This is a genomic window from Methylocystis sp. (genome assembly GCF_051062815.1).
Taxonomy (GTDB): Bacteria; Pseudomonadota; Alphaproteobacteria; order Rhizobiales; family Beijerinckiaceae; genus Methylocystis.
Genome location: NZ_JBPFDU010000060.1, coordinates 91053 through 110978, shown reverse-complemented (window position 1 = coordinate 110978; position 19926 = coordinate 91053). Strand labels below are relative to the sequence as shown.

Genomic DNA, 19926 nt, shown 5'->3' with positions numbered 1-19926 from the left:
AGGAAGACGCGGCGCAGGTCGCGAAACCCGCGCTACGCCGATCGTTAGGGTTCCCTCTCCCGCGAAAGCGGGGGAGGGACAGGGAGGGGGCTTTGTTGCCGAAACAGTCACCCAATCTTCGCGGCGACCGCGTCCTCAAAAAGCTTCGCGTAGCGGCGCGCCGGATTGCGCCAGGAGACGTCCGTTCTCATGCCGTTGACCTGAATCTTGCGCCACGTCTCGGCGTCCTCGAAAAGGCGCTCGGCTTCGCGCAGCACGATGGCGAGCGCCTCGGCGGTCGTCGGCGAAAATTGCAGGCCGGTCGCGACGTCGGCCTGCAGCGCCATCTCGTTGGCGTCGACGATGGTATCTTTCAGCCCGCCGACGCGCGAAACGATCGGCACGGCGCCATAGCGTAGCGCATAGAGCTGCGTCAGTCCGCAAGGCTCGAAGCGCGACGGCACGAGAAAGGCGTCGGCGCCCGCCTGGATCATATGCGCAAGCTCTTCGCTATAGCCGATATGAACGCCCACACGGCCCGGATGCGCCGCCTCCGCAGCCGCAAATCCCTCTTCAAGCGTCTTGTCGCCAGCGCCAAGCAGCGCGAGTTGCGCGCGGCCGCGCATGAGCTGCGGCAAAACGTCGAGCAGCAGGTCGAGCCCCTTCTGCCAGGACAGCCGGCTGACGACGCCGATGAGAAAGGCGTCGGGATCGACGCCCAGCCGCAAACGCTTCTGCAGCGCCGCCTTGTTCCTGGCGCGCGACGGCAGGCTCCAATGATCATAACGCGTTCCGAGATGCGCGTCGGTTGCCGGATCCCACGTCTCTTCATCGACGCCGTTCAATATGCCGCTCACGCGATCCGCGCGTGCGCGCAACAGCCCCTCGAGGCCCATGCCGAATTCCGGCGTCTCGATCTCGCGCGCATAGCTTGGCGATACGGTAGTGATGCGGTCGGCGAGTTGCAGGCCAGCCTTCAGGAAACCGATCGCGCCATAATATTCGACGCCGTCGATATCGAAGGCGCGCGGCGGCAGTCGCAACGGCTCCAGCAGTTCTTTGGGGAATTGCCCCTGGAAGGCGATATTGTGAATGCTGACGATCGTCGCCGGCCGCGGCCGCTCCGCATAATGCATATAGGCCGGCGCGAGCGCCGCCTGCCAGTCATGCGCATGCACGACGTCGGGCGCAAATTCATCGAGCGCGCCGAGCCCCATCTGCGCGCCCGCCCAGGCGAGCGCCGCGAAGCGGAAGGCGTTGTCGGGATAATCGGCGCCGTCCGGTCCTGTATAGAGTCCGCCTTCGCGCGCATAAAGATGCGGCGCGATCAACGTATAGATCGCGGTTCCGTTATGCCGCGCCGCGTGAATCCAGGCCGGGCCGCCGAAGAGATCATCGAACTCAAGAACCGTTTCGCCCGCGCCCAGCGTGGCGCGTACGTCGGGATAGCCCGGAATGAGCGTGCGCAGCTCGATGTTTTCGGCGGCGAGCGCATGCGGCAGCGCGCCGACGACATCGGCGAGTCCGCCGGTCTTGACGAAAGGCGCCATTTCCGAAGCGATGGCCAGCGCGCGCAACACGCTCATGCGCGGAGCCTGTCGATCATCGGCTGGGTGATGAGACAGATCCCGCCCTCGGTGCGGCGAAAACGCGCGGCGTCGAACTCCGGGTCCTCCCCGACGATAAGTCCCTGCGGGATCTGCACGCCGCGGTCAACGACGACATTGGTGAGTCGCGCCGAGCGGCCGACGTCGACATAGGGCAGGACCACGGCGTTCTCGACGGTCGCGTAGGAATTCACGCGCACGCCGGTAAAGAGCAGCGTTCGGCGCAGCGTCGAGCCGGAAACGATGCAGCCGCCGGAGACGAGCGACGACAGCGCCTGTCCGCGCCGTCCGACCTGATCGTGCACGAATTTCGCCGGCGGCGTGATTTCGGCGTGTGTCCAGATCGGCCAGTTGCGATCATAAAGATCAAGCTGCGGCGTGAAGTCAGTGAGATCGATATTTGCCGCCCAATAGGCGTCCACCGTGCCGACGTCGCGCCAATAGGCGTTCGGTTCGCTCGCCGCGCGCACGCAGGAGCGCTCGAAATGATGCGCGACCGCCTTGCCGTGCGAGACGATGTAGGGAATCACATCCTTGCCGAAATCATGCGTCGAGAGCGTCTCAGCGGCGTCGCGGCGCAATTGCTCGTAAAGAAACTTCGCCTCGAACACATAGATACCCATGCTGACAAGGGCGCGGTCGGGATGTCCCGGCATCGCCGGCGGATCGCTGGGCTTTTCGATGAACGACATGATCCGGTCGTTGTCGTCGACATGCATGACGCCGAAACCCGACGCCTCGGCGCGCGGAACTTCGAGACAGCCGATCGTCACGTCGGCGCCATGATCGACATGCTGCTGCAACATGGGCTCATAGTCCATCTTGTAGACGTGATCGCCCGCGAGCAGCACGATATATTTGGGATCATAGCTCTCGACGATGTCGAGGTTCTGATAGACCGCGTCCGCCGTGCCGAGATACCAGTGGTCTTCGGAAACGCGCTGGCTCGCCGGCAGAATGTCGAAGCTCTCGTTTCGCTCGGTGCGAAAGAAGCTCCAGCCGCGCTGCAAATGGCGGATGAGGCTGTGCGCTTTGTATTGCGTCGCGACGCAAATGCGCCTGATGCCGGAATTGAGCGCATTGGAGAGCGCGAAGTCGATGATGCGCGACTTGCCGCCGAAATAGACGGCGGGCTTCGCGCGCCTGTCGGTCAATTCCATCAGCCGCGCGCCGCGGCCGCCGGCAAGGACATAGGCCATGGCGTGGCGCGCGAGGGGCGGATTTTCAAAGGCGGACATCGCCAGTTCCCCGTAACTTGGCCCTCATGCTGAGGAGCCTGCGCAGCAGGCGTCTCGAAGCGCGAGGGCGAAGCTTGTCGCTTCTCGGGGTTTCCTCGTCCTTCGAGACGGCCCTTTCGGGCCTCCTCAGGATGAGGAACCCCCTGCCCCAGTCTCTTGAAGCGGACATCTTCATCATCTCACTCGATTCGATATTCATTTTAGTTCATCGCTTTCGAATGCGAAGAAGAGAGTCGAGAGCGGCGGCAGAAGAATATCGGCGCTCGCGGGAAAGTCGCGGAACGCTTCGGCGCGCGCATGAATGGCGCCGAGATTGCCAAGTCCCGAGCCGCCATAGACCGCAGCGTCGGAATTGACGAGTTCACGCCAGCGTCCCGCGCGCGGCAAGCCGAGCTTATAGGCATCGCGCATCACCGGCGTGAAATTCGTTACGACGACGATCGCGTGGGAACGATCCGCGCCAAAACGTGCGAAGGCGAATACCGAACTCTCCGCGTCGTCCGCGACGATCCACTGAAAGCCTTCGGCCTCGCAATCGCGCGCATAGAGCGCTTCGTGATCGCGATAGATGCGGTTGAGATCGCGGATGAACGCTTGAAGTCCGCGATGCGGGGGAAAATCGAGCAGGCGCCAGTCGAGGCCGCTTGCGAAATTCCACTCGCCCGTCTGACCAAACTCCTGGCCCATGAACAGGAGCTTCTTGCCGGGATGGCCCCACATGAATCCGTAATAGGCGCGCGCGGTCGCGAAGCGGCGCCATTCGTCGCCGGCAATCTTGCCGACGATCGCGCCCTTGCCGTGCACGACCTCGTCGTGGGAGATCGGCAGCACGAAATTCTCGGTGAAGGCGTAGAGCAGACCGAAGGTCAGCTCGTTATGACGCCATTTACGATGGACAGGGTCGGATGAGAGATAGCGCAACGTATCGTTCATCCACCCCATGTTCCATTTGAAGCCGAAGCCGAGTCCGCCCGCATAGGTCGGCCGGGTCACGCCGGCCCAGGCGGTGGATTCCTCGGCGATGGTGACGACGCCGGGATAAAGCGCGTAGACGAGCGCATTGAACCTTTGAAGAAAGGCGACGGCGTCGCGATTGTCATTGGAGCCGTCGGGATTGGGCGACCATTCGCCCGGCTTTCGCGAATAGTCGAGATAGAGCATGGAGGCGACGGCGTCGACGCGCAGCCCGTCGATGTGGAAGCGATCGAGCCAATAGAGCGCGCTGGCGATGAGAAAATTCGCCACCTCGCGCCGTCCGTAATCATAGATCGCGGTGTTCCAGTCGGGATGAAAACCGCGCTTGGGATCAGAATGCTCATAGAGCGGCCCGCCGTCAAATTGCGCGAGGCCATGTTCGTCGGTCGGAAAATGCGCCGGCACCCAGTCGAGAATGACGCTGAGGCCCGCCTGATGCGCGCGATCGACGAAACGGCGAAAGCCATAGGAATCGCCGTGCCGGCGCGTGGGCGCAAAGAGCCCGATCGGCTGATAGCCCCAGGAGGCGTCGAGCGGATGCTCGTTGATCGGCATCAGCTCGATATGGGTGAAGCCGAGATCGGCGACATAGGGCACGAGCTGATCGGCGAGTTCGTCATAGGTCAGGAAGCGCCCGTCTTCGCCACACCGCCACGACGGCAGATGAACCTCGTAAATCGATATCGGCGAACGTCGCGGGTCAAAATTGGCGCGCGCGCGCATGTGACTCTCGTCGCCCCAGTGATAGGACGCGCTCGACGCGACGACGGAAGCGGTCGAAGGGCGCAGCTCCGCCTCGAAGCCGAGCGGGTCGGCTTTGAGCGGCAAGAGCTCGCCATGCCGCCCGATGATTTCATATTTGTAATTCGCGCCGGCGCCGACGCCGGGAACGAAGATCTCCCAGACGCCGCTGTCGATCCGCTTGCGCATCTGCGCGCGTCGCCCATCCCATTGGTTGAAGTCGCCGACGACGGAGACGCGCCTGGCGTTCGGCGCCCAGACGGCGAAATGCGTTCCTTCCACGCCCTCATGCGTCAGCACATGCGCGCCGAGCTTGTCATAGAGCTTCTGATGCGCGCCCTCGACGAGCAGATGGTCGTCTGTGGGACCAAGCACCGGCGAAAATGCGTAAGGGTCGGCGAATTCCCATCGCGCCGCGTCGTGAGAGGCGACAAGGCGATAGGGCGCGCGCGCCTTCAGCGGCGTCACCCCTTCAAAGAAGCCATCGGCGTGAACGCGTTCGAGCGGCGCGATCATGGCGGGCGCAATCGCCTCCACTCTCGTCGCGCCTGGAACGAACGCGCGGATCACATAGCCCGCGGGCGTTTCATGCAGGCCGAGCAGCGCGAACGGGTCGCCATGGCGCGCGCCGACGATTGCGGCGATGTCGTCTGCGGAAGCGCGCCAGTCCATCAGTCGGAATCGTTTCGCGTCAACCCTCTCCCATTGGAAGAGGGTGGCTTGCGCAGCAAGCCGGGTGAGGGGCTACACACATGCAACTTATGAGAGCCGCCAACGGTTTGGCGAGGAAAAGCAAAAGCAACCCCTCACCCGACCCCGCTTCGCGGGGCCACCCTCTCCCATAGGGAGAGGGAACTGCGCCTCACACAGCGACATTCCAGATCTCTTGCGCATATTCGCGGATCGTGCGGTCGGAGGAAAACCATGCCACCCGCGCCGTGTTGAGAATGCTCGCCCGCCGCCACGCCTTCTGATCTCGCCAGCGCGCGTCGACGCGGCGCTGCGCCTCCCAGTAAGCGTCGAAATCCTTGGCGACGAGAAAGTGATCGTAATAGGTGAGCGTATCGACAAGCTGCGCGTAGCGATGCGGATCGTCGGGCGAAAAGACGCCGCCAGCGACGGCCCGCAACGCCTCGGCGAGACGCGGACTGGCGGCGATCGTCTCGCGCGCGTCGATGCCCTTCGCGCGGCATTCCTCCACCTCCTGCGCCGTGAGGCCGAAGATAAAGATATTGTCGTCGCCAACGCGCTCCCTTATTTCGACATTGGCGCCGTCCAGCGTGCCTATGGTGAGCGCGCCGTTGAGCGCGAATTTCATATTGCCGGTGCCCGACGCCTCCATGCCGGCGGTCGAAATCTGCTCGGAAAGATCGGCCGCCGGAATGATCGTCTCGGCGAGACTCACATTGTAGTTCGGCAGGAACACGATCTTCAAAAGCCCGCGCGCCGCCGGATCGGCGTTCACGACCTTCGCCACATCGTTCGCGAGCTTGATGATCAGCTTCGCCTGATGATAGCTCGCCGCCGCCTTGCCGGCGAAGATCTTCACCCGCGGCGCGAATTCGCGCGCCGGCTGCGCGATGATGTCCTGATAGAGCGCCACGGCTTCAAGCACGTTCAAAAGCTGTCGCTTATATTCATGGATGCGCTTGATCTGCGCGTCGAAGAGCGCGGCAGGATCGACGCTGACGCCGACGCGCTCGAAGATCGTCGTCGCCAGGCGCGCCTTGTTTTCGCGCTTTGCCGCCGCAAACCGGTTCTGGAACTCGACGTCGTCGGCGAATTTCTCGAGTTCGATCAGTCTTTCCGGCTCATCGAAGACGCCCGCGCCAATCGTGTCGGCGAGCAATCGCGACAGCGGCGGATTGGCCTCGAGCAGCCAGCGGCGGAAGGTGACGCCGTTCGTCTTGTTGACGATGCGGTCGGGGTAGAGCCGATGGAAATCCTTGAACACCGTCTCCTTGACCAGCGCGCTATGCAACGCCGAGACGCCATTCACCTTGTGCGAACCCAGAAACGCCAGATGGCCCATACGCACATGCCGTCCGTTATGCTCGTCGATGAGCGACACGGAGGAGAGCGTCGCCGGGTCGCTCGCGCCCTTGGCGCGCAGGCAGTCGAGATGCATGGCGTTGATGAGATAGATGATTTGCATGTGGCGCGGCAGCAGCCGCTCCATCAGCTGCACCGGCCAGGTTTCGAGCGCTTCCGGCAAGAGCGTGTGATTGGTGTAGGAGAAGGTCGCCTGGGTGATGCGCCAGGCCTCCTTCCACTCGACGCCGTGGACGTCGACGAGAAGCCGCATCAGTTCGGCGACGCCGATCGCCGGATGCGTGTCGTTGAGCTGGATCGCCACCTTGTCGGCAAGCCTGAGGATGTCGCCGGTCTGTCGCATGTGACGGCGGATCAAATCCTGCAGCGACGCCGAGGCGAAGAAATATTCCTGCCGCAGCCGCAGTTCCTGTCCCGCGGGCGTCGAGTCGCTTGGATAAAGAACTTTGGAAATCGCTTCGGCGCGCGCCTGCTCCGATTGCGCGCCCACGTGATCGCCCTGGTTGAAAGCGTCGAGGCGCAGCGCGTCAGGCGCTCGCGCCGACCACAGCCGCAGCGTGTTGACATGTTTGCCGCGCCACCCGACGACAGGCGTGTCATAGGCGACGGCGACGATGGTTTCGCCCGGCCGCCACACATGCGCCAACATGCCGTCGGCGAGGCGCGAACTTTCGACTTGGCCGAAGAAGCCGACGTCATAGGTGATTTCCGGCCGCGGGAATTGCCAGGAATTGCCGAAGGAGAGCCAGTCTTCCGGATATTCGTGCTGCCAGCCGTCCTTGAGCGTCTGGCGAAACAGGCCGTGGTCGTAGCGAATGCCATATCCCATGGCGGCGATTTCGAGAGTCGCCATGCTGTCCATGAAACAGGCGGCGAGGCGCCCGAGCCCGCCATTGCCGAGCGCCGCATCAGGCTCGAGCGCGCGCAGCATATCGAGGTCGACGCCAAGTTCGGCGAGCGCGTCGCGCATCGCCTCGGTCAGGCCGAGATTGGTTAGCGTGTCGATGAGCAGACGGCCAATGAGAAATTCGAGCGAGAGATAATAAACGCGACGCCGGTCTTCCCGATAATTGCGCTTCGTCGACGCGAGCCAAGAAGGTACGAGCCGGTCGCGGGTCGCAAGCGCGGTCGCGACGAACCAGTCGCGCGGACTGGCGTCGGCGTTGTCCTTGCCGACCGTATAGGTGAGGCGCCGCTGCACGTCGTCGCGCAGCGCGGCGACGACGGCCTTGTGAGCGGCCTCGGGCGGGTCAAAAGCGTTCAAGTCGATCCTTTCGCGACGGACCGGATTTCCGGTCCAAGACATCTCAGAAGGACATGTCTCAGAAGCGGCTGTTTTAGGTAGAATTGGAATTTGGCGCTACCGGGCCGCGCCGGCGCCTGAAGTTGAGGCGCCTAGGCGCGATCATCGCACCTCAAAAGTGAGGGCGCGGTTTTCCGCCTGATCCGGTTCGCCGTGGGATGCGAGGAGGCGGCGTCCGCCGACGCCCTGACCCTGGAGATAGCCGGTCGCCGCCGCCGCGCGCCGCTGCGCCAGCGCGTCATTGTGCGCTCTGGCGGCGGAACCGCGAACGTGGCCGCTAATCTCGATCGTCGCGTATTCCGGGCACCGACGAATGACCGCCGCCGCCTTGTCGAGCGCGCGCGCCGACGAAGACGTTAGCCGCGCGCTGCCTTTGGCAAAGGCGAGTTCGCCCGGAGTCGACGATTGTTCAAGCGCCGCTTTGCAATCGGCGAGCGTCATGCCGCCGGATACAGCCGTGGCTGACGCGCTCGGCCCTTGCGCGTGGACAGGCGATATGGTCGCGCCGGCGGTCGCCGTTTCATCGGCAGGCGGCGACGTCGCGGGCGGCGAATTCGCGGGCTGAATGTCGGCGCCCGCGCTTTTTGTCGGCGCGGCAAAGCGGCGACCCACTTCGCCGTCGGACTGGCCGATCACGACCGCTCCGACCCAGAGGAGCGACGCGGCGACCAGCCCTACGGCCCAGCCCTCATGCGCCCAGATCGACCGATGCCGCGCCAACGCGCCGAGCGCGGCGCCAATAATCAATGCCGCATAGGCCGCGAGCGCGCCTTCGACCAAAGGCGCGGCGGCCTCGAGCGCGCCGAGACGAACGACAAGCACGCCGACGCCGAAAGCGAGCGCGGTCCACACCAGCCAGCGGGCGACGATGCCGTTTTCGGGCGCGCGCCGAGTCAATGCCCCGGCGGCGGCGCCGATGGCGAAACAGGCGAGAAGCCATGGCCAGAGGCGAGAAAATTCAACAAGCACGCGCCGACCCTAACGGGCTGAACGCGTCTCTCCAAGACCTAAACGCGCATCGGCATCAGGACGTAGAGCGCGGTGGCCCCGTCGCGGTCCTGCACCAGCGTCGGCGATCCGGGGTCAGCGAGCTTGAACAGCGCCGTGTCGCTGTCGAGCTGCTGGGTGATGTCCAAGAGGTAGCGGGCGTTGAAGCCGATATCGAGCGGCGGCCCGTCATAGTCGGCTTCGAGCTCCTCGACCGCCGAGCCCTGGTCCGGATTGGTGACGGACAGCACGAGCTTGCTCTCGGAGAGCGAGAGCTTGACGGCGCGTCCGCGTTCCGAGGAGATCGTCGAAACACGATCGACCGCCTTGGCGAAGACGTCGCGCTCGACGGTGAGCCGCTTGTCGTTGCCGGCGGGAATGACGCGCCCGTAATCGGGGAACGTGCCGTCGATCAGTTTGGTCGTCAGCAGCGCGTCGCCGAACGTGAAGCGCATCTTGTTGATCGAAAGCTCGACTGAAACCTCACCTTGCGCGTCCTCGATGAGACGCTGCACTTCGGTGACGGCCTTGCGCGGCAGGATGACGCCCGGCATGCCCGCGCTGCCTTCGGGCGCGGGAAGCTCCAGCCGCGCCAGACGATGCCCATCGGTCGCGACGGCCCGGAGCATCGGCCGGCCCTCGACGTCGAGCGTATGGAGATAGATGCCGTTGAGGTAGTAGCGCGTCTCTTCGGAAGAGATGGCGAACTGCGTCTTTTCGATCAGCCGCTTGAGATCCGCCGGCACGAGCGCGAATTTATGGCTGAAGTCGCCGGAGGTGACGTCGGGAAAGTCGCTTTCGGGAAGACTCGAGAGGTTGAACCGCGAACGCCCCGAGCGCAACGTCAGCTGTCCCGCGTCGCCCGTCGCCTCCAAAGAGACCTGCGCGCCTTCCGGCAGTTTACGCACGATGTCATAGAGCGTATGCGCCGGCAGCGTCGTCGCGCCGGGTTGGGAGACTTCCGCCGGGGTCTTCTCGGTAATTTCCAGATCGAGATCGGTGGCCTTGAGCGTCAGCGCTCCGTCCTTGGCGGACAGCAGCACATTCGCCAGGATCGGAATGGTCGTGCGTCGCTCCACCACGCGGTGAACATGGCCGAGCGCCCGCAACAGCGCCGCTCTCTCGATGGTGACCTTCATCGCCGGGAAATCCGTCCGCATATTTTCTTGCGGCGCGGCAGGTCGCCGCGTCGGGGCGGAGACTTTGGCGCGGCAGGACGCGGAGCGCAAGGGCGGGTGACGATCTAAGCGAATGATTGTGCATAAGTGCGAGGGTCAGCGGAGCCGTGAGCGACCGCAATGAGTTTTGCGCCATCCGCCGAGGCGGGAGATAATAGAGCCTATCAGCTATGGGTTAGCGTTGGGAGCATGGGCTGGTTACACACCCGCTCGATGACAGCATAAGGAAGCTCAACTTTTGCAATGGGACTTGCTTGGCGGAAGTCACGAATTACGAGAAAGCCGGGATCGGTGCTTTCTATCCTTGAGGTAAATCCCCCTCAGGAACGTCGAAAAAATAAGGCAGTGAGAATTCAAATAAGTTAGGCGCGTTATGCAACTTTGCGACAACGGTTGCCTCAAACTCGTTCGCGACATTTTTCGACCACATGGCTGCAATCAAACATTGAAGCAACGTCACCATTTCATTGTTCGCTGTCCGGATATCGGATTGAAGGCGCTGCTGTGCTTCCGCAAAATTGCTGCATCCAGCGCTCTGTAAAACGCCGTGCATGACGATGATCTCGCTCAGAAAATAAAATGAGTTCCAGCCGGACTTCGCAAAATACCAATGCCAGTCTGCATCCGTCTCTGGATCAGCCGCCGCTAGCTGGCAAGCCGCCTCGATATCGTCGTCCTTGGGGTAGTGAAAAGCAAAGTCATTGCGGATTGCGGCCAACAAACCAGACTTGCCGAAAAGCTTTTTAAGATTGGCCAGCGCTTCTTTCCCCTGATTATCCATATCGTCAATATATACCCGCCCTTCTGGAGAATTCAAAAAATGCTTAGTGATTACGCCAGACCAAGTTTCGTGCAGAATACCCGCGACAGTACGAAGGATCATTATGCTTTGGGCTGCTGAAAGAGTGTTTTCAACGGCATCAGAAGAATTGTAGTTGGTCGATAGGATTGCGATCTTTGTGTAAAAAGCGACCTGATTTGCTGCGTATCCGAGCAATAAAAACATTGCTCTTTCACGCGCGGGCATCGCCATTATGCGCGCCTTCGGCACTGTGACCTTCAGAACGTCGCGCATTGTGATTCTCTGTTTTAGCCTACCGATCCCGCTTTGGACGTCTGTCGAGTGACGCTCGTATGGCGAAGATGCTCACACTAATTCGATACGCAGCGAACGGCCAACGGCCTGCGCCGCGCGGCGCAACGTGTCGAGCGTGACAGACGGGATAGCAGGGTCAAAAAGGCGGTCGAGCTGGCGGCGGCTGGTCTTCATTCGCGCGGCCATCTGAACCTTGGTTAGACCTTGCTCCGCCATCGCGGCGGCAAGCTGCTCCGCAATCATCTCCTTGATTGCGTGGTCTTCGCAAGCTTCCAACATGCCTTGGCTGGAGAGAAATTCATCGAAGGTCTCGTCGCTCACGTCGCCTTTCTTTTTTTGCGCCATTAGCTCACCTCCTTCTTGCGTTTCAGGGCAAGGTCTATGTCCGTCTGCGGCGTCTTTTGCGTCTTCTTGATGAAGCCGTGCAGCAAAATCATATGGCTTTCGCCCATGCAGAAAATCACCCGCGCAATGCGGCTGCTGTCCAGCGCACTGCGCACTTCCCACAAGCCATGTCCAAGTGGCGCGCAATGCGGTCGCCCGATCGGCCACCCAAATTCCACTCTCTGAATGTCGACGCCAATCCTGTGACGGTCGGCCTGCGGCAATTCGAGAATCCACTCTCGGACAGGTATCCGGCCTGCCGGGTTCACATAGAACCGCGCCGGCAATTTTTTGGTGCGGTCAATCATCAAGTGGCTTAGTGTGCCAAAATTGACACATTAATGCAAGCAAATTCTTCGCTGTTACGCTGCGTCATCGTCATGCGTCGCATCGTTATCCGACTATCTTCCTGATTGGTTTTCCTAAAATCTCACAAGATCACACAACGAAGTCCCGCCCGCCCTTAACCCGCCCTTAAACGGCCTTCGTTACGCTTCATCAGGCACTTCGGCCCGTGCGGCGGCGACAGGCGAGCAACCCGATGGCGCGCAGCGACAAGCGTCGCGAACCGCGGTTCGACGACGACGAAGACGGCGAATTGCGCGCCGAGCGCCGTCCGCCGCCCCGCCCGCGCGCGCGCAAGAAAACGCGGCGCTCGCGCTCGCTCTTTGGCGCGCTCATCTATTGGAGCTTCACGCTGGCGCTCTGGGGGGCGATCGCGGGAGGCGGCCTCGCCGTCTATTACGGCTCGCGACTGCCGCCGATCGACCAGCTGGCGGTGCCCAAGCGCCCGCCCAATATCGCCATCCTCGACATGAACGGCGAGCTTCTGGCCAACCGCGGCGACACCGGCGGCGCGGCGGTCCGGCTCGCGGACCTCCCGCCCTATGTCCCCAAAGCCTTCATCGCCATCGAGGATCGCCGCTTCTATTCGCATTGGGGCGTCGATCCGATCGGCATCGGCCGCGCCATTGTCCGCAACGTCACGGGGCGCGGCGGGATGCAGGGCGGCTCGACCCTGACGCAGCAGCTCGCCAAAAACCTGTTCCTGACCCAGGAGCGAACCATCTCGCGCAAGATCCAGGAGGCGATCCTCGCGCTCTGGCTCGAGCACAAATATTCAAAGGACCAAATCCTCGAACTCTATCTCAACCGCGTCTATTTCGGCTCCGGCGCCTATGGCGTCGAGGCCGCGGCCGAGCGCTACTTCGGCCATGGCGCGAAAACCATCACTTTGTCTGAAGCCGCCGTCCTCGCCGGGCTGATGAAGGCGCCGAGCAAGCTTGCGCCGGATCGCAATCCGGAGGGAGCGGCCGAGCGCGCGGCGCAGGTGATCGCCGCCATGGCGCAGGAGGGCCACATCACCGAGGCGATGGCGAAGGCGGCGCTTTCGCATCCGGCGCGCGCCCGCCAGGACATCGGCGGCGGGTCGATCAATTACGCCGCCGATTATGTCATGGACATGCTCGACGACACGATCGGGGCCATCGACCGGGATATCGTCGTCACGACGACGATCGACGCGCGCATGGAGATGGCGGCGGAAGGCGCGCTCAAGCAGGAACTCGACGAGAAAGGCGCGAAATTCGGCGTCACCCAGGGCGCGCTCGTCGCCCTCGATCCCTCCGGCGCGATTCGAGCGCTCGTCGGCGGACGCGACTATTCGGCCAGCCAGTTCAATCGCGCGGTCTCGGCGAAACGCCAGCCAGGCTCCGCCTTCAAACCCTTTGTCTATCTGACGGGGCTCGAACAGGGGCTCACCCCTGAGTCCGTGCGCGAGGATGGTCCGCTCGACGTCAAAGGCTGGCGCCCCGAAAACTACAGCCGCCAGTATCTCGGACCCGTCACCCTCGCCAAGGCGCTGTCGCTGTCGCTCAACACCGTCGCCGTGCGCGTCGGCCTGGAAGTCGGCCCCAAGGCCGTGGCGAAGACCGCGCATCGCCTCGGCGTCCAGTCCGACCTGCAGGCGAACGCCTCGATCGCGCTCGGCACGTCGGAGGTGACGCCGCTCGAACTCGTCGCCGCATATACGCCCTTCGCCAATGGCGGGATCGGCGTCCAGCCGCATGTCATTCTCAAGGTGAAGACCGCCGCCGGCAAGACTCTCTATCAGCGCAAGAACGCGTCGCTCGGCCGCGTCATCGCCCCGCAATATGTGGCGATGATGAACGACATGATGCGGGAGACGCTGCTCACCGGCACCGCCCGCAAGGCCGAGCTTCCGGGATGGGACGCCGCGGGCAAAACCGGCACGAGCCAGGATTTCCGCGACGCCTGGTTCGTCGGCTACACCGGCCGGCTGGTCGCCGGCGTCTGGCTCGGCAACGATGACAACTCGCCGACGAAAAAAGCTTCCGGGGGCAATCTGCCGGTCGAAATCTGGAGCCGCTTCATGAGCGTCGCTTTGAAGGGCCAGCCCCTCGCCGGACTGCCCTCGGGCGCCTGGCGGTCGGAGAACATTGCGCTCCCCGAGGAGATCGCCAAGCCGATGGATGACCTCATCGGCTTGTTCACCGGGGAGTCGAGGCCCGCGCCGCGGCCGCAATCCGCGAGAACGGCGCCGGCGCCGCGACCGCCTGCGCCAATCCCCGCCGGCTCGCCCGAGCAACCGCCTGTCGCCCAGGCGCAGCCGGCGTGGCCCGCGCCCCGCGACGCTCCGCCCAGGTCGCCGCCGCGCGCGATCGACGATCTTCTGCCGCCGGAAGACATCCCGACGGTCGGCTCGATCGAACGGCCGCGGCAGAGGCGCGGGGCGCCGGAAAGAAGCATTTTCGAGGATCTTTTTGGCGGCGGCTGAGACAGCGGTCGATCGCCGCGACCGGCCAGACGCTATTCCGCGGGGGCGCGCACCGAGGCCGAAGGCGGCCGCGCGGCGAAAAACTTGGTGGCGGCGACGATGGCCGCGAGCGTCGCGAGATACACCGCGACCTGCATGCCGGAAGGCTGGTCGGCGTAGCCAATCAGCGTGTGCAGCACCCGGCCGACGATGCTCTTGTCCGACAATAGCCATGAACTGTCCCAGGCGGTGTCGGAGAGCGCCGTCACAAAGCCCGCCTGCTGCAGAAAAGCGACGCATTGCGCCGCAAGGCCTGCGGCGAGCAGCGTGATGAGCCATGTCGTTACGGCGAACAGGCGGCGCGGAGGGATTGCGACGAGCCCATAGAATGTCGCGACGCTGGTCACCGCGCCGAGCGCCAGTCCGGCGAGCCCCCCGGCGAAGACGTCCCAGCCGGATTCGCCCGAGGCGAGAATGCCGTAAAGAAATAGCGCCACCTCGGCGCCTTCGCGCAGCACGGCCAGTCCGACGACGGCGGTCAGCGCGAAGAGCGTCTCGTCGCCGCGCGCGACCGCCCGCCCGACATCGGAAAGATTCTGCGCCAGCTCGCGCCCATGCTGCGCCATCCAGATGTTGTGCCAGACGAGCATGACGACCGCGACCGCGAGGATTGCGGCGTTAAAGAGTTCCTGGCCGCTGCCGGCGAAGGCTTGCGAGAGTCGATCGGCGAAGGCGGCGACGACGATTGCGCCGAGCGCGCCGATCCCGACGCCGGCGGCGACGAAGCCGCGCGAGCCGGCGACGCCGCGCGTCACGGCGAGAACGATGCCAACGATGAGGCCGGCCTCGATGGCCTCGCGAAAGACGATGATGAGCGCGCCGAGCATGCCTATTCCGCGATGACCTCGCCCTTGGCGGCGTCCTCGTGGAACTCGCCGACGAATTTGTAGCGGCCGGCTTTCAGCGGCCGAAGCGTGAAGGTCGCCTCGCTGTTGCCGGGGATCACCTTCTCGATCCGCAGGCTCTTGCTTTCAAACTCTTCGGGCGTGGCGTCGAGGTTCTTCACGGTCAGCGTCGCCGGCTGATTGGCTGGAACGCGAAGTTCGGCCGGTTCGAAGCGGTGATCCTTGATCGTGAGCGTGAAGGCGTTCTCAGCCGCAGCGGCGCTGGAAATGCCCAAGACCGAGGCCACGAGGACCCCCACAAAATGGTCGCGCTTCAAAAACCGCATCTCCCGAGTTCGCTGGGCGCCGACGGTCCCGCCGCGTCCATATCGAAAGTAAGAAGGCCAAAACATGAGGTCAATCAATCTAGTCTGGAGCGCTTCCAAGCTGATGCCGCAGGGCCGCGCGCCTTACCCTGGATAGCCATGCCGCGATTTCGAGGCGCGCAGCAGCGACAGCGCGCGGCCGTCCTGGCCGCTGGAGCAGGCCGACGCCGCCTCGCCGATCTCATTCGAGATCTGGGCGTGGACGCTCCGGTTGACGTGTCCCATCGCGAGATCATTGTCGATGACGGAGCGATAGCGGGCGACGGCGCCGGCGCAGCCCGGGGCGTCCGGCGGAAGCGCTTCGCCCATCCGCGCCGGCGGCGGGCCCGCTGGTCCGGGAGGAACGATCTGCGGTTGGCGCGCGGCGTTGCAGCCGGCGAGGCCAGCCGCGGCGCATGCGGCCAAGAAAAGCAAACCTGCGCGCATCCGTTTCTCCAATGCTTGGTTGAAGTTTCGCCTCTCATAACGGCGAGCGCCTTTCTTGGGCAAATATTTTCCTCTTCGCTTGCCGACGCCGCCAAACCGCGTCAGCATCGCAATGCGCCCTGACGCTCTTTTGTCCGCAGTTGCTTGAGCTGTTGGAGGAAAAATGATTCGCAACATTGTCTTGCTCGACGGCACATGGAATACGCCGCGCGATTTCACCAGCATCTGCAAGAAGTCCTGGGACGAGAAAGTCGCCGAAAAGCTCATCCCTCCGAAAGGCGCGGACGGCGTCGAACAGAATGTCCGCTACTTCTCGGGCGTCGGCGCCGAAGGATTCAAGATCGTCGGCGGCGCCGCTGGCCTCGGCCTGCGGACCATCGTGCAGGACGCCTACAATTGGGTCGTCGACAACTATCAGGACGATCAGGAGCTGTACATCTATGGATTTTCGCGCGGCGCCTACGCCGCCCGCGCCTTGGCCGGCCTGATCGGCGACTGCGGCATCCGAAAGACCAGAGACAAAAGCATCTTCGGCATCGCGCGCGCCAACAAGAGCGCGAAAAAAGCCTCCCGGTCGGGCGCGCCGCCGAGCGGTCCCGACATTCAGGCGAACAACCGCATCAAGCTGCTCGGCGTGTTCGACACCGTCGGCTCCTATGGGGTGCCCGCGGGGTTCAGCGGACTGGCCCCGCTCGGCCGCTATGTCACGCTGATGGTTTTCGGCGGGTTCGAGGATACGCAGCTGGGCGCGCATGTCGATCACGCGCTGCACGCGATCGGGGTCGACGAGCGCCGCCGTCCATTTACGCCGACCTTCTGGACGGTGAAGAAGGGGGCGCCGCATCCCGCGAACATCGAGCAGAACTGGTTTCCCGGCGTCCACTGCAACGTCGGCGGCGGCTATCCGGAATCGGGGCTGTCCGACATTGCGCTGATCTGGATGATCGCGCGCACGCAGGCGCTGACGGGGCTCTCCTTCGACGCGGCCGCAATTCGGCGCACGCTAAAGCCCAATATCGACGGCGACATTCCAGACTCGGCCGAGAAATTTCCCATCGACAGGAATTTTCCGCGCAGCCGCGAGATGTTTCCGGCCGGGGCGCCGGCGAATAGTCTTGTCAGCGCCGGCGGGGACCCCGGGGAGGAGCAGGTCAACGAAAAGGTCCATTGGAGCGTGCTCGCCAAGCTCAGTCGCAGCTGCAATATCTATGGCGCGGCGGACGCCCGCTACGATCCTCCGAATCTGAAGGAGGCGATGACGCGGCTTGGCCCCGACCTTGCGGGGAAGATCGCCGCGATCACGCCGGAAGAGCGGGACCTGCTGCCGCCGGAGCTGGCGGCGCTCGCCCGAGTCAGCGCGTGACCCTTCGGCTCGATCGTCCCGCCCAAGCGTTTTTCCGCTTGGCGGCGTGGCGGCGAGAGGCTATAAGCGCTGGAATTCGTGGCGCGCGGCCGGCAGGTCCCGCGCCGCGATCGTTTTGCGGCGCGAGTCATTCGCGACGCGAGTCAGAGGGGCGGGTCGCGCGCCCCCGCACAGCCCGGTAGCCGAATGGTCAATCCGTTTCAATTCCTACAGGAAGTCCGCGCCGAGGCGGGCAAGGTCACCTGGCCTTCGCGGCGCGAGACGCTCATCACGACCGGCCTCGTCATCCTGATGGTGCTATTCGCAAGCCTGTTTTTTGTCGTCGTCGATTCGGCGCTGCGTTTCGGCGTCGGACTGATGCTGGGCGTCGGTCAATAGACAATTGGAGCTAGTCGCGCCGCTATGAGCATGCGCTGGTATATCGTTCACGCCTATTCGAACTTCGAAAAGAAGGTCGCCGAGGCGATACGCGAGGGCGCGGCGCAGCGCGGACTCGCCGACCAATTCGAAGAGATTCTGGTCCCGACCGAACAGGTCATGGAAGTGCGTCGCGGACGCAAGGTCTCCGCCGAGCGCAAATTCTTCCCCGGCTATGTGCTGGTGAAATGCGAACTCACCGATCAGGTGTTCTCGCTCATCAAGAATACGCCGAAGGTCACGGGCTTTCTCGGCGCCGACAACAAGCCGATGCCGATCAGCGAGGAAGAGGCGCTGCGCATCAAGGGCCAGGTCGCCGATGGCGTCGAGCGGCCAAAGCCGACGATCATGTTCGAGGTGGGCGAGACGGTGCGCGTCGCCGACGGGCCCTTCGCCTCTTTCAACGGCCTCGTCGAGGAGATCGACGAGGCGCGTTCGCGCCTCAAGGTCGCCGTGTCGATCTTCGGCCGGCCGACTCCGGTCGAGCTGGAGTTCGCCCAGGTCGAGAAGGTTTAAGGCCTAACGCGCGGGCGATCTATCCGGCCCGCTTTCTCCCTTGGCGCCGCCGTCCGCGGGCGCATCTTTCCGCTCAGGGGGCGCCATGGCGCAACGCTGCGTTCGGCACGCCGGGCAAACGCCGCGCCATCCGTAATAATAGAACCCGATCCCCGCGAGCAGGCCAGCCCAGCCGAGCAGCGTCTCTCCCATGTATAAATTGGAGAAGATCATCGCCGCGAGTCCGGCGGCCATGAAGGCGAGGCGCTTTGCGTAATCTGACATGCAGGCTTCCTTTCCTCGATGGAGGTGGGAAGCCGGAGACAAAGGCGCAATGCGGCGCTATGTTGGGTCGGCACATTTCCGCAGTCGATGGAAGCCGCGATGAGCGACGAGCCCGAAAATTTCACGCTGGCGCTGCTGCGCAAGATCGACGGGAAGGTGGACGGCCTTCGCGAAGAAATGTCGGATATTCGCAAAGTGATGGCGACGAAGAGCGATATTGCTGATGTTCGCTCCGAGCTTCGGTCCGAAATTCATTCGCTGCGCGCAGACGTGGCCTCCGACATGATGGCGCTCGAAAAACGTCTTGGCGACCAGATTTCCGGTTTGCGCCGCTCGGTGATGGAATATCATTCCTCGCAAATCGGCCACGGCGTGCTGTTGACCGAATTCGAGGAGCGCCTGCGCCGCCTTGAGGAGCATGTGGGCCTCACGCCCGAGGGGCACTGAAGCCCCACGCTGGTCGACGCGCTCGCCTAGCGCCGACAGGGAGTCGTCGGCGAAGCGTCGAAATGCTGGGCGCGCGTTACGTCATATACCGCCCGGCGTTGAGATGGATCGTCTGTCCCGTCAGATATTCCGTTTCGATGATCATGCGCACGGCCGGCCAGATTTCGTCGGGACGTCCCATCCGTCCCAACGGCAGATCCGATGGCGGCGGCAGGTCCATTCCGGCCAGCATGTCGGTCTCGATCAGCAGCGGCGCGATGGCGTTCGCGGTGATGCGATCATCGCGCAGATAGAGGGCGTAATAACGCATCAGCCCTTCCATGCCCGCCTTGGACGCCGCATAGGCGGCGGAAACCCTGCCGCCGATGTGGGCCGCCCCGGATGACATGAAGATGAGCCGCCCGCCTTTTTGCTTGAGATGGGGAATGGCGGCCCGCGACACATAGAACGCCGAAAGGAGATTGGCGTTCAATGTCTGCTGGAAGGCGGCGCCGTCCAACGCGTCGATCGTTCGAATGACGCCCGCGCCCGCATTGTTGATGACGCAACCCAATCGTCCGAATTGGTCGATGCACGCGTCAACCAGCCGCTGCGCCTCGTGTTCGTCGCTCACATCCGCCCGGATCGCGCAGGCAAGCCCGTCCGCGCTGCGGATCTCTTCGACCACGTCCGCCGCCGCCGCCTCGTCCGATCGATAATTGACCACCACCGCCAGTCCGTATCGGGCGCAGTCCAGCGCCAGGCGCCGCCCGATGCCGCGCGACGCGCCCGTGATGATCACAACAGGCTCAATGCTCATGCTCACGCGCTTCGCCCTCCGACCGTCGTTCCGTCTTGCGGCGAACAAACATTGGTTCGTTGGTCATCCGCGAAAAAACGAGACTCCGTGGTACGGGCGTTTTTTGCA

Annotated in this window: 19 protein-coding genes; 5 read left to right on the top strand and 14 right to left on the bottom strand. The window is 63.5% G+C overall.

The window, feature by feature from the left end; genetic code table 11:
* Positions 1 to 107: 107 nt before the first annotated feature.
* The 9 genes from glgA to ACR65W_RS09770 all read right to left on the bottom strand — a co-directional run bounded on the left by glgA (position 108) and on the right by ACR65W_RS09770 (position 11848).
* Positions 108 to 1565 carry a glycogen synthase GlgA gene (gene glgA / locus ACR65W_RS09810; RefSeq protein WP_434499700.1) on the bottom strand — a complete coding sequence of 486 codons (1458 nt, stop codon included), beginning with the start codon at positions 1563 to 1565 and terminating at the stop codon, positions 108 to 110.
* The gene (glgC, locus tag ACR65W_RS09805; RefSeq protein ID WP_434499699.1) at positions 1562 to 2824 is read right to left on the bottom strand and encodes a glucose-1-phosphate adenylyltransferase; all 1263 of its coding nucleotides are present in this window, start codon (positions 2822 to 2824) and stop codon (positions 1562 to 1564) included. The genes glgA and glgC overlap by 4 nt, the downstream gene beginning before the upstream one ends.
* 195 nt (positions 2825 to 3019) lie before the next feature.
* Positions 3020 to 5212, bottom strand: coding sequence for a 1,4-alpha-glucan branching protein GlgB (gene glgB / locus ACR65W_RS09800; protein ID WP_434499698.1), 2193 nt, complete (start codon positions 5210 to 5212; stop codon positions 3020 to 3022).
* Positions 5213 to 5402: 190 nt separating this feature from the next.
* Positions 5403 to 7898: a glycogen/starch/alpha-glucan phosphorylase gene (locus tag ACR65W_RS09795; protein ID WP_434499697.1), complete on the bottom strand. Its 2496-nt coding sequence runs from the start codon at positions 7896 to 7898 to the stop codon at positions 5403 to 5405.
* A 99-nt stretch (positions 7899 to 7997) separates the two neighbouring features.
* Positions 7998 to 8864: an OmpA family protein gene (locus tag ACR65W_RS09790; RefSeq protein ID WP_434499696.1), complete on the bottom strand. Its 867-nt coding sequence runs from the start codon at positions 8862 to 8864 to the stop codon at positions 7998 to 8000.
* 38 nt (positions 8865 to 8902) lie between these two features.
* On the bottom strand, positions 8903 to 10021 hold the full coding sequence (dnaN, locus tag ACR65W_RS09785; protein ID WP_434499708.1) for a DNA polymerase III subunit beta: 1119 nt from the start codon (positions 10019 to 10021) through the stop codon (positions 8903 to 8905).
* A 337-nt stretch (positions 10022 to 10358) separates the two neighbouring features.
* Positions 10359 to 11135 (bottom strand): hypothetical protein, encoded by a 777-nt coding sequence (locus ACR65W_RS09780; RefSeq protein WP_434499695.1) that lies wholly within the window; start codon positions 11133 to 11135, stop codon positions 10359 to 10361.
* Between the two features lie 72 nt (positions 11136 to 11207).
* Positions 11208 to 11501 (bottom strand): Fis family transcriptional regulator, encoded by a 294-nt coding sequence (locus ACR65W_RS09775; RefSeq protein WP_434499694.1) that lies wholly within the window; start codon positions 11499 to 11501, stop codon positions 11208 to 11210.
* The gene (locus tag ACR65W_RS09770) at positions 11501 to 11848 is read right to left on the bottom strand and encodes a type II toxin-antitoxin system RelE/ParE family toxin (protein WP_434499693.1); all 348 of its coding nucleotides are present in this window, start codon (positions 11846 to 11848) and stop codon (positions 11501 to 11503) included. Before ACR65W_RS09770 ends, ACR65W_RS09775 begins: the two co-directional genes overlap by 1 nt.
* Positions 11849 to 12081: 233 nt before the next feature.
* On the opposite strand from ACR65W_RS09770, the gene ACR65W_RS09765 reads away from it, so the two are divergent.
* A complete protein-coding gene (locus ACR65W_RS09765) occupies positions 12082 to 14337 on the top strand; it encodes a PBP1A family penicillin-binding protein (RefSeq protein ID WP_434499692.1) in 2256 nt (751 codons plus the stop codon).
* Positions 14338 to 14369: 32 nt separating this feature from the next.
* Here the strand turns inward: ACR65W_RS09765 and ACR65W_RS09760 are convergent, their stop codons facing one another.
* The 3 genes from ACR65W_RS09760 to ACR65W_RS09750 all read right to left on the bottom strand — a co-directional run bounded on the left by ACR65W_RS09760 (position 14370) and on the right by ACR65W_RS09750 (position 16012).
* Entirely contained in the window at positions 14370 to 15203 is an 834-nt protein-coding gene (locus ACR65W_RS09760) for an FTR1 family iron permease (RefSeq protein WP_434499691.1), read from the bottom strand.
* A 2-nt stretch (positions 15204 to 15205) separates the two neighbouring features.
* Positions 15206 to 15508: a cupredoxin domain-containing protein gene (locus ACR65W_RS09755; protein ID WP_434499690.1), complete on the bottom strand. Its 303-nt coding sequence runs from the start codon at positions 15506 to 15508 to the stop codon at positions 15206 to 15208.
* Between the two features lie 162 nt (positions 15509 to 15670).
* A complete protein-coding gene (locus tag ACR65W_RS09750; RefSeq protein WP_434499689.1) occupies positions 15671 to 16012 on the bottom strand; it encodes a hypothetical protein in 342 nt (113 codons plus the stop codon).
* Between the two features lie 163 nt (positions 16013 to 16175).
* Here ACR65W_RS09750 and ACR65W_RS09745 point away from each other — a divergent pair, with 163 nt between their 5' ends.
* From ACR65W_RS09745 to nusG, 3 genes are all read left to right on the top strand, one after another.
* Positions 16176 to 17375, top strand: a complete 1200-nt coding sequence (locus ACR65W_RS09745) for a DUF2235 domain-containing protein (RefSeq protein WP_434499688.1) — start codon at positions 16176 to 16178, stop codon at positions 17373 to 17375.
* 186 nt (positions 17376 to 17561) lie between these two features.
* Positions 17562 to 17753 (top strand): preprotein translocase subunit SecE, encoded by a 192-nt coding sequence (secE, locus tag ACR65W_RS09740; protein ID WP_014891463.1) that lies wholly within the window; start codon positions 17562 to 17564, stop codon positions 17751 to 17753.
* A 24-nt stretch (positions 17754 to 17777) separates the two neighbouring features.
* On the top strand, positions 17778 to 18308 hold the full coding sequence (gene nusG / locus ACR65W_RS09735) for a transcription termination/antitermination protein NusG (RefSeq protein ID WP_018406586.1): 531 nt from the start codon (positions 17778 to 17780) through the stop codon (positions 18306 to 18308).
* A gap of 3 nt (positions 18309 to 18311) precedes the next feature.
* On the opposite strand, the gene ACR65W_RS09730 is transcribed toward nusG, so the two are convergent.
* Positions 18312 to 18572 (bottom strand): hypothetical protein, encoded by a 261-nt coding sequence (locus tag ACR65W_RS09730; RefSeq protein ID WP_434499687.1) that lies wholly within the window; start codon positions 18570 to 18572, stop codon positions 18312 to 18314.
* A 99-nt stretch (positions 18573 to 18671) separates the two neighbouring features.
* On the opposite strand from ACR65W_RS09730, the gene ACR65W_RS09725 reads away from it, so the two are divergent.
* Positions 18672 to 19019 (top strand): hypothetical protein, encoded by a 348-nt coding sequence (locus ACR65W_RS09725; RefSeq protein WP_434499686.1) that lies wholly within the window; start codon positions 18672 to 18674, stop codon positions 19017 to 19019.
* Between the two features lie 76 nt (positions 19020 to 19095).
* Here ACR65W_RS09725 and ACR65W_RS09720 read toward each other — a convergent pair whose 3' ends face one another.
* A complete protein-coding gene (locus ACR65W_RS09720; RefSeq protein WP_434499685.1) occupies positions 19096 to 19818 on the bottom strand; it encodes an SDR family NAD(P)-dependent oxidoreductase in 723 nt (240 codons plus the stop codon).
* Between the last annotated feature and the right edge of the window lie 108 nt (positions 19819 to 19926).